11 protein-coding genes are annotated in these 12017 nt (G+C 75.2%); 9 read left to right on the forward strand and 2 right to left on the reverse strand.

The window, feature by feature from the left end:
• Positions 1-94: 94 nt before the first annotated feature.
• The 5 genes from ACR80Q_RS10020 to ACR80Q_RS10040 all read left to right on the forward strand — a co-directional run bounded on the left by ACR80Q_RS10020 (position 95) and on the right by ACR80Q_RS10040 (position 4549).
• Complete coding sequence (locus ACR80Q_RS10020) at positions 95-643, forward strand: YbaK/EbsC family protein (RefSeq protein ID WP_435377460.1); 549 nt, start codon at positions 95-97, stop codon at positions 641-643.
• 10 nt (positions 644-653) lie between these two features.
• Positions 654-1580 (forward strand): carotenoid biosynthesis protein, encoded by a 927-nt coding sequence (locus ACR80Q_RS10025; protein WP_435377461.1) that lies wholly within the window; start codon positions 654-656, stop codon positions 1578-1580.
• Entirely contained in the window at positions 1577-2686 is a 1110-nt protein-coding gene (locus ACR80Q_RS10030; protein ID WP_435377462.1) for a glycosyltransferase family 2 protein, read from the forward strand. The genes ACR80Q_RS10025 and ACR80Q_RS10030 overlap by 4 nt, the downstream gene beginning before the upstream one ends.
• A complete protein-coding gene (locus tag ACR80Q_RS10035) occupies positions 2683-4260 on the forward strand; it encodes a phytoene desaturase family protein (RefSeq protein WP_435377463.1) in 1578 nt (525 codons plus the stop codon). The genes ACR80Q_RS10030 and ACR80Q_RS10035 overlap by 4 nt, the downstream gene beginning before the upstream one ends.
• Before the next feature lie 121 nt (positions 4261-4381).
• The gene (locus ACR80Q_RS10040) at positions 4382-4549 is read left to right on the forward strand and encodes a hypothetical protein (protein WP_435377464.1); all 168 of its coding nucleotides are present in this window, start codon (positions 4382-4384) and stop codon (positions 4547-4549) included.
• A gap of 36 nt (positions 4550-4585) precedes the next feature.
• Here ACR80Q_RS10040 and metF read toward each other — a convergent pair whose 3' ends face one another.
• Positions 4586-5515: a methylenetetrahydrofolate reductase [NAD(P)H] gene (gene metF, locus ACR80Q_RS10045; protein ID WP_435377465.1), complete on the reverse strand. Its 930-nt coding sequence runs from the start codon at positions 5513-5515 to the stop codon at positions 4586-4588.
• A gap of 75 nt (positions 5516-5590) precedes the next feature.
• Here metF and ACR80Q_RS10050 point away from each other — a divergent pair, with 75 nt between their 5' ends.
• The 3 genes from ACR80Q_RS10050 (at position 5591) to ACR80Q_RS10060 (ending at position 9430) form a co-directional block, all read left to right on the forward strand.
• On the forward strand, positions 5591-6730 hold the full coding sequence (locus ACR80Q_RS10050) for a polyprenyl synthetase family protein (RefSeq protein ID WP_435377466.1): 1140 nt from the start codon (positions 5591-5593) through the stop codon (positions 6728-6730).
• A 129-nt stretch (positions 6731-6859) separates the two neighbouring features.
• The gene (gene crtI, locus ACR80Q_RS10055) at positions 6860-8431 is read left to right on the forward strand and encodes a phytoene desaturase family protein (protein WP_435377467.1); all 1572 of its coding nucleotides are present in this window, start codon (positions 6860-6862) and stop codon (positions 8429-8431) included.
• A 27-nt stretch (positions 8432-8458) separates the two neighbouring features.
• Positions 8459-9430: a phytoene/squalene synthase family protein gene (locus tag ACR80Q_RS10060; RefSeq protein WP_435377468.1), complete on the forward strand. Its 972-nt coding sequence runs from the start codon at positions 8459-8461 to the stop codon at positions 9428-9430.
• Here the strand turns inward: ACR80Q_RS10060 and ACR80Q_RS10065 are convergent.
• A complete protein-coding gene (locus ACR80Q_RS10065; RefSeq protein WP_435377469.1) occupies positions 9399-9797 on the reverse strand; it encodes an Rv2175c family DNA-binding protein in 399 nt (132 codons plus the stop codon). The two genes, ACR80Q_RS10060 and ACR80Q_RS10065, sit on opposite strands and share 32 nt — an antisense overlap.
• A 144-nt stretch (positions 9798-9941) precedes the next feature.
• Between ACR80Q_RS10065 and pknB the strand changes: the two genes are divergently transcribed.
• Entirely contained in the window at positions 9942-11963 is a 2022-nt protein-coding gene (pknB, locus tag ACR80Q_RS10070; protein ID WP_435377470.1) for a Stk1 family PASTA domain-containing Ser/Thr kinase, read from the forward strand.
• Positions 11964-12017 lie beyond the last annotated feature (54 nt).

Below are 12017 nucleotides of genomic sequence, written 5' to 3' on the forward strand. Positions count from 1 at the left end.
GCATCCGTCCACCGCCCCGGCGAGTCGCCCGCCAGGACGGGGAGGGCACCCGCAGAGGCCCCCCCGGGAGCCCCGTCGTCCTAGGCTCCGGTCCGTGACCGAACCCCTCGACCTCACCGACCACCCGGGCGTCACCCGGGTGCGGCAGGCCCTGGCGCAGGCCGGCGTGCCCGACCGCATCCAGGTGCTGGACGCCGGCGCCCGCACCGCGGCCGAGGCCGCCGCCTCCCTCGGCGTGGGCGTCGCCCGGATCGCCAACTCGCTGGTCTTCGTCGCCCACCCGCACCCCGACGCCATGGGCGACGGCGACCCGTTCCCGGTCCTCGTCATGGCCTCCGGCGGGCACCGCGTCGACACCGACCTCGTCGCCGACCTGCTCGAGGTGGCCAGGGTCCGCCGGGCCGAGCCGGACCTGGTCCGCAGCGCCACCGGCTTCGTCATCGGCGGGGTGTCCCCCGTCGGGCACCCGAGCCCGCTGCCGACCCTGGTCGACGCCTCGCTGGCGGAGCTGGGCGAGGTGTGGGCGGCTGCCGGTCACCCGCACACGGTGTTCCCCACCGGCCACGACGAGCTGGTGCGCCTGACGGGTGGCCGCAGCGCCGTGGTGGGCCCGCCCCTGACCGCGGCGGGCGACGCCACCTAGACTCCCCGTCATGCCCGACGAAGGACAGCGAACCCCTCGCCGCGCCTTCCTGTCCCCGCTGGGGCTGCCGCTGGTGCTGGCGGGGCTGACGCTGCTGGCGCAGATCACCTACCCGCTGCTGGACGGGCGGGCCCTCGTGGTGTCCACCGTCGTGACGGTCCTGCTGTTCTGCGCGACGAGCCTGAGCCACGCCGCGCTGAGCCTGGGCGCCCGCGCGGCCGTCCTCCTCCTGCTCGTCGCCGGGGGCATCGGACTCGTCGCCGAGGCCGTCGGCACGGCCACGGGCTTCCCGTTCGGCCCGTACGAGTACACCGGGACGCTGGGCCCGGAGGTGCTCGACGTGCCCGTCGTCATCCCGCTGGCCTGGACCATGATGGCCTGGCCGACGCTGCTGCTGGGACGACGGCTGGCCGCCGCCGTCCTCGGCCGGGTCGACAACCGGCTCGGCCGTCGCACGGCGGCCTTCCTGCGGGCGGTCGTCACGGCCGCGGTGGGAGGTTTCGCCCTGGCCTCCTGGGACCTCTACCTCGACCCGCAGATGACCGACGCCGGCCACTGGGTCTTCTCCTCCCCCGAGCCCGGCCTGCCGGGCGTGCCGGGGATCCCGCTGACGAACTACGCGGGGTGGCTGCTGGTCGCCGTCCTCATGATCAGCGTGCTCGACGCCGTGATCCCCAACCGCGAGGTCGAGGAGTCGGTGCCCGCCCTGATGCTCGCCTGGACCTGGCTCGGCTCCGGTCTCGCGAACGTGGCCTTCTTCGGCCGGCCCGAGGTGGCCGCGTACGGCTTCGTCGGGATGGGCCTGGTGGTGGCCCCCTACCTGTGGCTGTTCTCCCGCCACCACCGCCGGACCGCGGCGACCGGCTCGACCGGGCCGCCCGGGACGAACGGGCCGAACGGGCCGCGTCACCCCCTCCCGCGACCGACGCGAGCGTGAGCCGCGGCCCCGAGCGGCTCACCGTCCTCGGCACCGGGCTGGCCGTCGCCCTCACGGCCCACACGGCGTGGAACGTCACCCGGCTGCGGCGTCCCGGCGACGAGCCGCCGCCCACCGCCGAACGGGTCAGCGTCCTGGTGCCGGCCCGCGACGAGGAGGCCTCGCTGCCCGCCCTGCTGGACTCGCTGTCCGAGCAGACCGGGGTCGCGGACCTCGAGGTCCTCGTCTGCGACGACGGCAGCACCGACGCCACGGCCGAGACCGTCCGCGACACGGCCCGCCGCGACGGGAGGGTGCGGCTGCTGACCGGGCAGGAACGTCCCGACGGCTGGGGGGGCAAGCCCTTCGCCTGCCACCAGCTGGCCGAGGCCGCGACCGGGTCCGTGCTGCTGTTCGTGGACGCCGACGTCGTCCTGGCCCCGCACGCCGTCGCCGCCACCGTCGACCTGCTCCGTCGCGCCCGCCTCGACCTCGTGTCGCCCTACCCCCGGCAGCTGGCCGTCACCCCCGGCGAGCGCCTGGTCCAGCCGCTGCTGCAGTGGTCCTGGCTGACCACGCTCCCGCTGGACGCCGCCGAGCGCTCCCCGCGCGCCAGCCTGGCCGCGGCCAACGGCCAGCTGCTCGCCGTCGACGCCGCCGCCTACCGACGCGCCGGTGGTCACGCGGCGGTGGCGGGCGAGGTGCTGGAGGACATCGCCCTGCTCCGCGCGGTCAAGCGCACGGGCGGTCGAGGGGTGCCCTGCGACGGCTCCCGCGTCGCCTCGTGCCGGATGTACACCTCGTGGGCCCAGGTCCAGGACGGCTACTCCAAGTCGCTGTGGTCAGCGTTCGGGTCCCCCGCCGGTGCGGCGGCCGTCATGGCGGTGCTCGGTCTCGTCTACGTCTGGCCGGCCGCGGCGGCGCTGCGCGGCTCCCGGGTCGGCCTGCTCGGCGTGGGCGCCGGGGTCCTCGGCCGCTACCTCACCGCGGAGGCGACGGGGGCCCGTTCCCTGCCCGACGCCCTGGCGCACCCGGTGTCGGTCCTGGCCGCGGCGTACCTCACCACCCGCTCGTTCGTGGGACGGTACCGGGGCACGCTGCGGTGGAAGGGCAGGGAGGTCCGGTGAGCAGAGTCGTCGTGGTGGGAGCAGGCCTGGGAGGCCTGGCCACCGCCGTCCGGCTGGCCCACGCGGGTCACGACGTGACGGTGCTGGAGCAGTCGGCCGCCGTCGGCGGCAAGCTCGGCCGCTACGCCCGGGACGGGTTCGTCTTCGACACCGGGCCGTCGCTGCTGACGCTCCCGTCGGTCTACGAGGACCTGTTCGCCCGGACCGGGGCCCCGCTGAGCCGCGTGCTGGACCTCGTCGCCCTGGACCCCGCGTTCCGCTACCGGTTCGCCGACGGCACCGTCCTGGACGTGCCCGGCGGCGGGGGCCGCCGGGTGGCCGCGGCCATGGACGCGGCCCTCGGCGAGGGCACGGGGGCCCAGTGGCTGGCGTTCCTGGAGCGGGCCGGCGCGATCTGGTCCGCCACCCGCGGGCCGTTCCTGGAGTCCCCGCTGGACGGGGTCAGGACGCTGGCCCGGGAGTCCCGCCGGGTCGACGACCTGGTGCGCATCGCGCCGTGGCGGAGCCTGCGCTCGCTGGGCCGGAAGTACCTGAAGGACCCGCGCCTGCGCACCCTGCTGGACCGGTACGCCACCTACACCGGCTCCGACCCGCGGCGCGCCCCCGCCGCCCTGGCCACCGTCCCCTACGTCGAGCAGACCTACGGCGCCTGGTACGTGCGAGGCGGGCTGCAGCAGCTGGGTGACGCGCTGGCGCAGCGGGCGCTGGAGTGCGGCGCCCGTGTCCGCACCGGCGCCGACGTGGCCGAGATCATCGTCAAGGACGTGCCCGGCCCCACAGGCTGGCGCACCCAGGGCGTCCGGCTGCGCGACGGCTCGGTGGTGGACGCCGACGTCGTGGTGTCCAACGCCGACGCCGCCCACACCTACCACGAGCTGCTCGCCGGCCCCCCGGGCGAGCTGGGCCGGCGCCGGCTGCGCAAGGCCGACCCCTCGCTGTCCGGGTTCGTCCTCATGCTGGCGCTGCGCGGGCGGACCGAGGGCCTGCAGCACCACACCGTGCTGTTCCCCGCCGACTACGACGACGAGTTCGACTCGGTGTTCGGCACCGGCAAGCACCGCGGCCACCCCCGTCCCGCGCCGGACCCGACGGTCTACGTCTCGGCCCCGGACGACCCCGCGCTGCGCCCGGACGACGACCACGAGTCCTGGTTCGTCCTGGTCAACGCCCCGCGCCACCGCCCGGGCGACCCCACCCGCGGGGTGGACTGGTGCGCCGAGGGCCTGGCCGAGACCTACGCCGACCGGGTGCTGGAGGTGATGGCCGAGCGCGGGCTGGACGTCCGTGACCGCGTCCTGTGGCGGGTCGTGCGCACCCCCGCCGACCTCGAGCAGGCCACCCGCAGCGTCGGGGGCTCCATCTACGGCAGCTCCAGCAACGGCGCCCGCTCGGCGTTCCTGCGACCGGCCAACGCCAGCAACGTCGAGGGCCTGTACCTGGTGGGCGGCTCCGCGCACCCCGGCGGTGGCATCCCCCTGGTGGCGATGAGCGCCGCGATCGTGGCGGACCTGGTGGGCGCCCCGACGGAGGAGACGCCCCCGGCCCCCGACCCGGACGACGCACCGCCTGCGTGAGGTCCGACCGGGGAGGAGGGCCGGACCGGTGCGGTGCGGGCCGCCCCTCACCCGCGCCAGGTGATGACTGCTCCTGGTGGCCCGGAGGACCCTGGAGCCCTCGCTCCCACCGGAGGTCGCCATGGGCAGGTTGTTGTGCCTGGTCGGACGTCACGACTGGCTGCGCCGCCGGGACACGGTGGTGGACGGCACCGGAGGCGTCCACCAGGTGTGCCACCGGTGCGGCAAGGAACGGGTGCGCTACCGGCCACCGCCACCTGCGGGCGTCGTGACCCACTTCGCCGGCTGACGGTCGAGGTCGGACCCGACGCGACGCCGCGGCCGGTCAGCCCCGCCGCGCCGCCGACAGCCCCAGGTTGTCGACCACCTCGAGCGTCGCCGTCGAGGAGTTGAGCGTGTAGAAGTGGAGCCCGGGTGCCCCGGCGGCCAGCAGCTTCTCGCACAGCGCGGTCGCCGCCTCGATGCCGACCCGGCGGACCGCGGCGGGGTCGTCGCCGACCCGCTCCAGCCGCTGCACCAGGTCCGGCGGCAGCGGCTGCCCCGACAGCTGCGGGAACCGGGTGAGCTGGCGCAGGTTCGTCACCGGCATGATGCCCGGCAGGATCGGCAGGTCCGCGCCCGCGGCGGCCACCCCGTCGACCAGGCGCACGTAGGCGTCGGGGTCGAAGAAGAACTGCGTGACCGCGAAGCGGGCGCCGGCGCGCGCCTTCAGCGCCAGCACGCGGGCGTCGTGGGTGGACGACGGCGACTCCGGGTGCACGTCGGGGAACGCCGCGACGCCGACCGAGAACGTCCCCAGGTCCGCCACCAGCTCGACCAGCTCGATGGCCCGGTCCAACCCGCCGGGGGTGCTCACCCACGGCTGGCCGGGCCCGCCCGCGGGGTCCCCGCGCAGGGCCAGGACGCTGCGCACGCCGGAGTCGGCGTAGGCACCGACGACCTGGCGCAGCTGCTGCCGGGTCCGCCCGACGCAGGTCAGGTGGGCGACGGGCGAGAGCGAGCTCTCGCGCGAGATGCGCTGCGTGGCCCGCACCGTCCGGTCCTGGGTACCGCCACCGGCTCCGTAGGTCACCGACACGAAGTCCGGCCTCACCGACTCGACGCGGCGCACCGCCTGCCACAGCAGCTGCTCGGCCGCGGCGTCCCGGGGCGGGAAGAACTCGAACGACACCGTCGGTCGACCCTGCGCCCGGGCCGCGGCGAGCGACTCCACCACGGTCCGGTGGCGCTGCGGCATGACGGAGGCCTCGGGCACGGCTCCAGGCTAGGACCACGACGCGCCCGGGGCCCGGTGTGCTCGCAGACCGGCGCGAACATACGCTGGACCACCATGACCACCCCGCCGCCTGTCGACCCGCCCACCGCCCCGGTCGCCGTGCAGACGGTCGCGTCCGCGCGGGCCGTGCTGGACCGCGAGGGCCTCCGGGTCCGGGTGCAGAAGACCCTGGACGACGTCCTGGCGCGCCACGTGGCCACCGTCGAGGCCGTGAGCCCGCACGCGGCGCCGCTGGTGGAGTACGTCGTGGACCTGCTGGCCGGGGGCAAGCGGCTGCGGCCCGCCTTCGCCTACTGGGGCTGGCGCGGCGCGGGCGGGGCGGACTGCGAGGAGATCATCGCCGCGGCCACCAGCCTCGAGCTGTTCCAGGCCGCGGCCCTGATCCACGACGACGTGATGGACGACTCCGACACCCGGCGCGGCCGACCCGCGGTCCACCGCCGCTTCGGGCAGCTGCACCGCGGCTCCGGCTGGCACGGCGACACCGAGCGCTACGGCATGGCCGGGGCGGTCCTGGCCGGCGACCTGTGCCTGTCCTGGTCGGACGAGCTGCTGGCGGACTGCGGCCTGGCGACGGACTCGATCGCCCGTGGACGCGTCGTGTTCCACCGGATGCGCACCGAGCTGATGGCCGGTCAGTACCTGGACATGCTGGAGCAGGCCACGGCCGGGGAGACCGACGACGACCCGGTCGCGAGCGCCCGGACCGTGATCCGGTTCAAGAGCGCCAAGTACACGATCGAGCACCCCCTGCTGATGGGCGGCAGCCTGGCCGGGGCGCCGCAGTCCCTGCTGGACGCCTACAGCGGCTACGGCCTGCCCCTGGGCGAGGCGTTCCAGCTGCGCGACGACCTGCTCGGGGTGTTCGGCGACCCCTCGGAGACCGGCAAGCCGGCCGGCGACGACCTGCGCGAGGGCAAGCGGACGGTGCTGGTCGCCCTGGCCCTGGAACGGGCGACCCCCGCCCAGGCCGGGCAGGTCCGCCGCCTGCTGGGCGACCCCGGTCTGGGCCCGGACGGGATCGAGACCCTGCGGGAGGTCCTCATGGAGACCGGGGCGGCCGACCGGGTGGAGGCCATGATCGCGGCGGACGTCGACGCCGCCACCGCCGCCCTGGCGACCGCGGACGTCGACGACGAGGCCCGCGGGGTCCTGGAGGGCCTGGTCGTGGCCGCCACCGCACGGAGCACGTGAGCCGCCGGACGTGAGCGACGACACCTCCCGCACCGCATCCGCGCCGGCCTCGCCGGACGCACCATCACCGGAACGGGCAGCACACGCCCGGACCACCACCCCCGCACCGCTGACAGACCGGAGCACCTCATGAGCGCCGTCCTCACCCCCGCCCGCCTCGCCGGGTGGCTGCCGGGCCGGGTCCGCACCGTGCACGGCCCGACCGACCACGTCGTCGTGGTCGGGGCCGGCCTGGCCGGGCTGTCGGCCGCGATGCGGATCGCCGGCGCCGGCCGCAAGGTCACGCTGCTGGAACGCGAGGACATCGCGGGCGGTCGGGCGGGCCTGGTGGTCAAGGACGCCCCGGACGGCTCGGGGCAGTACCGCTTCGACAACGGCCCGACCGTGCTGACGATGCCGGACCTGATCGCCGACTGCTTCGACGCCCTCGGCGAGGACATGCACGACTGGCTGGACCTGGAGCCGGTGTCGCCGCTGTACCGGGCGTTCTACGCCGACGGCAGCCACCTGGACGTCCACGCCGACACCGAGGCGATGTGCGAGGAGATCGAGCGCGTCATCGGCCCGGCCGAGGCCGCGGGCTACCGCAGGTACGTCGACTTCGTGGCCAAGCTCTACAAGTACGAGATGCGGGACTTCATCGACCGCAACATCGACACCCCGCTGGACCTGCTCACCCCCAACCTGGCGCGCCTCGCCGCGATCGGCGGGTTCGGCAAGCTGGCCCCCAAGGTCGAGCAGTTCCTCTCCGACCCCCGCACCCAGCGGGTCTACTCCTTCCAGGCGCTGTACGCCGGGGTCAGCCCCTACGACGCGCTGGCCATCTACGCCGTCATCGCCTACATGGACTCCGTCGCGGGGGTGTTCGCGGCCAAGGGCGGGATGAACGCCATCCCGCAGGCCATGGCCGCCGCCGCCGAGAAGCACGGCGTCGACATCCGCTACGGCACCACCGTCGAGCGCGTCGAGCACAGCGGCGGACGGGCCCGGGCCGTCATCACCAGCGCCGGTGAGCGCATCGTCGGCGACGTCTTCGTGCTCAACCCGGACCTGCCGGTGGCGCACTCCGACCTGCTCGGGAAGCCCCACTGGCGCTCCAAGCGGCTCACGTACTCCCCCAGCTGCTACCTGATGCTGGCCGGGTCGAACAAGACGTACGACTTCACCGCGCACCACAACATCCACTTCGGCGAGCAGTGGAAGGGCGTCTTCGACGACCTGACCAACGGCCGCCTGATGAGCGACCCGAGCATCCTGGTCTCCCGGCCCACGGCCTCGGACCCCTCGCTGGCCCCGGCCGGCAAGGAGATCTACTACGTCCTGTTCCCGACGCCGAACATGACGGCGGGCATCGACTGGGCCACCGCCGCGCCGCGCTATCGCGACCACGTCCTGCAGCAGCTGGAGAGCCGGGGCTACGAGGGCTTCGGCGACGCCATCGAGGTCGAGGACGTGACGACCCCGCTGGAGTGGGAGCAGCGCGGCATGGCCGCCGGCGCCCCGTTCGCCAGCGCCCACACCTTCGGTCAGACCGGCCCGTTCCGCCCCGGCAACCTGTGGGGCGAGAACGTCGTCTTCACCGGCTCGGGCACCCAGCCGGGCGTGGGCGTGCCGATGGTGCTCGTTTCCGGCCGGCTGGCGGCCGAGCGCGTGCTGGGCAAGGACAAGAGCTACCGGTCACGGGCCTGGCGCGGGATCTGAGCCGGAGATCTGGGGCAGGATCGGCACGTGAGCACCAAGGACCTCGACGCCGCCGGCATCACCGACCCCGCGCTGCGCGTGGCCTACGAGAAGTGCCGCGAGCTGCACTCCGGCCACGGCAAGACGTACTACCTGGCCACGCTGCTGCTGCCCCGGGCCAAGCGGCCCTACGTCTGGGCGCTGTACGGGTTCGCCCGCTACGCCGACGAGTTCGTCGACTCCCTGACCGACCCGGACCCGCTGGCGCTGGTCCGCTGGGGCGACGCGTTCCTCGACCGGCTCGAGCCCGACCCCACGAAGCCGGCCGGGGTGGACCCGCGCACCGACGCCGTGGGCGCGGCCATGGAGGACGCCATGCGGCGCTGGGGCATCCCCCGCACGCACGTGGAGGCGTTCCTGGAGTCCATGCGGATGGACATCACGGAGACCGGCTACCAGACCTACGCCGACCTCGAGCGGTACATGTACGGCTCGGCAGCGGTCATCGGCCTGCAGATGCTGCCCGTCCTGGAGCCGCTCACCCCGGAGGCCGCGCCGCGGGCGCGGGCGCTGGGCGAGGCGTTCCAGATGTCGAACTTCATCCGCGACGTCGGCGAGGACCTCAAGCGCGGCCGGGTGTACCTGCCCCAGGAGGACCTCCGGCTCTTCGGGGTGACGACGGCAGACCTGGCCGCGGGCCGGGTGACGCTGCCGGTCCGGCGCCTGCTGCAGTTCGAGGTCGAGCGCACCCGCGCGCTCTACGCCTACGCCGAGCCGGGCATCGAGATGCTCGACCCCACGTCGCGGGACTGCATGCGGACCGCGTTCGAGCTGTACGGCGGCATCCTCGGCGCGGTGGAGCGGGCGGACTACCAGGTCCTCACGCAGCGGGTCAGCGTGTCGAAGCCCCGCCGGCTGCAGGTGGCCGTGCCCGGCCTCGTCCGGGCCTTCCGGGCCCGTTCGGTCGCCCGCCGGGGTCCGGCCGAGGTCAGAACCCCAACGCCTGCGCGCGACGCCTGATCTCGGTCTTGCGGCCGGCGAGCAGGGTGTCGATCGGCCGCCCCTCGCGCAGGGTCTCGTCCGGGGTCCAGAGCCAGCGGATGGCCTCGGCGGTGGTGTAGCGGGCGTCGGTGAGCAGGGTCAGCGTGCCCTTGAGGTCGTGCAGCGGGGCCGCAGCAGCACCGTCGGCCCCGGGGACGACGAACAGCGCCGGGATCTTGAGGACACCGCCGACGCGGACGGCCGCCAGGTCGCCCTCGCTCAGCATCCGGCGCACCTTCATGATGTCGGTGCCGAGCTGCTCGGCCACGTCCGGGACGGTGAGCCAGTCCACCACCAGGGCGTCGACCTCGGCGAGCTCCGCCGCGTCGGTGGTCTCCTCGGGCACCGGCCGGAGGCCAGGGGCGGGGACATGGGTACGACGGTCACGGGAGCGGGCCACGGCGGCAGGGTGCCACGACCGGGGCCCGAGCGTGTAGCCGGCCCGCCGCGCCTGCCGGGCCGCGGACGACCGGCTACCTACACTCCACGGGTGGAACCCCCCGCCCGTGACCCGCTCGTGGGTCGCCTCGTGGCCGGGCGGTACCGCGTCCTGGCGAGGATCGCGCGAGGCGGGATGGCCACGGTGTTCCGGGCGGAGGACGTCCGGCTCGGTCGCGAGATCGCCCTCAAGGTGATGCACCCGCACCTGGCCGAGTCCGACGACTTCGTGTCCCGCTTCCACGACGAGGCCCGTGCGGCCGCCTCCCTGTCGCACCGGCACGTGGTCGCGGTGCACGACCAGGGCGAGGACGGCGACCTCGTGTGGCTGGCGATGGAGCTGCTGCCGGGGCGGACGCTGCGGGACCGGCTGCGGGAGCGGGGGGCGTTCACCCCGGCGGAGACGTTCGAGGTCGCCGAGGCCGTCCTGCTGGCCCTGGTCGAGGCCCACGCGACCGGCCTGGTCCACCGGGACGTCAAGCCCGAGAACGTCCTGCTCGCCCGGGACGGCACCTGGAAGGTCAACGACTTCGGGCTGGCCCGCGCCGCGGCGTCGTCGCGCACGGCCACCGGCTCGCTGCTGGGGACGCCGGAGTACATCGCGCCGGAGACGGCGCGGACCGGTCAGGTGGACGAGCGGGTCGACCTGTACGCGGTCGGGATCATGCTGTTCGAGCTGCTCACGGGCCGGCAGCCCCACACCGGCGACGTCCCGTTCCAGGTCGTCTGGTCCCACGTCACCACCGACGTCCCGCCGCCGTCGCGCTGGGCGCCGTACCTGCCGCCCGCCGTGGACGAGCTGGTCGCCGACGCGTGCGAGCGGGACCCCGAGGCCCGGGTCCGGACCGCCACGACGATGCTCGCCGACCTGCGGCGGGCGTGGTCCCTGCTGGACCCCGACGTGCTGGACCGCCGTCCCCCGGTCCCGGTCGTCGCGGCCGACGCCGACCAGGGGGCGACCGCCGTCATCGCCCGGGGTCGGGTGCCCGGCGGTCGCACCGTCGGCGGTGCCGTCCCGGCCACGGCGACCCTGGCCCGGGTGCACGAGCCGCGGGAGCGGCCGGCGTACCGGACCGACGACCGGGCCGACGACCGCGACGACGACCGGGGGGCCGACGACGACCTCGACCGCGTGGGCCGCCACGCCGGTGACGACGGGGTGTCGCGGACCGCGGTGCTGACCCGGCCACGGCGCCGGGGTCCCGGTCTGGCCGGCGTCCTGCTGGTGCTGCTGGTCCTGAGCCTGGGGGCCGGAGGGGCGCTCTGGTACTACGAGGCCGGACCGGGGGCCCTGCGCGACGTGCCCGAGCTGGTGGGCCGGACCGCCCCGGCCGCCGAGCGGCAGCTGCAGGCCGCCGGGCTCGGCAGCACGACCACCAGCACCTTCGACGAGCAGGCGCCGGAGGGCACGGTCGTGGGCACGGACCCCGCCGCCGGTGAGCAGGTGCACAAGAACGGCTCGGTGACGCTGGTGGTGTCCGCGGGGCCCGAGCTGTTCGGCGTGCCGGACGTCCGGGGCCTGGGGCTCGAGGAGGCCCGGTCCACGCTGGGCGCGGCCGGTCTGGTGCCGGGTGCCGTCGCCGAGGCGTACTCCGACGACGTGGAGGCCGGGCTCGTCCTGTCCACGGACCCCACGGCCGGCACCGACCTCCGCGGTGACTCCGAGGTCGCCCTCGTGCTCAGCCGCGGCCCCGAGCCGGTGCCCGTGCCCGACGTCGTCGGCGGGTCGGTCGAGCAGGCCCGGACCGCGCTGGAGGACGCCGGGCTGCGCCTGGGCGGGACGACGGAGGAGTTCGACGCCGCCGACGCGGGCACGGTCGTCGCCCAGGACCCGGAGGGCACCGACGTCCGGCCGGGAACGGTGGTGGACGTCGTGGTGTCACGCGGGCCGGAGCCGGTCGCCGTGCCCGACGTGTTCGAGAGCCCGTTCGACGCCGCCGCCGCCGAGCTGGAGGCCCTCGGGTTCGTGGTCGAGCGCCGCGGCTCCGGGATCTTCGACCGGGTCGTCAGCCAGGACCCGTCGGCGGGGACCGAGCTGGCCCCGGGCTCGACCGTGGTCGTCACGACCTTCTGAGGCACCCGTGACCAAGGTGCTGCAGGCGCGTACGGCCCCGGCGTGGTTCCTGCT

This window comes from Aquipuribacter aurantiacus, assembly GCF_051216895.1.
Lineage (GTDB): Bacteria > Actinomycetota > Actinomycetes > Actinomycetales > JBBAYJ01 > Aquipuribacter.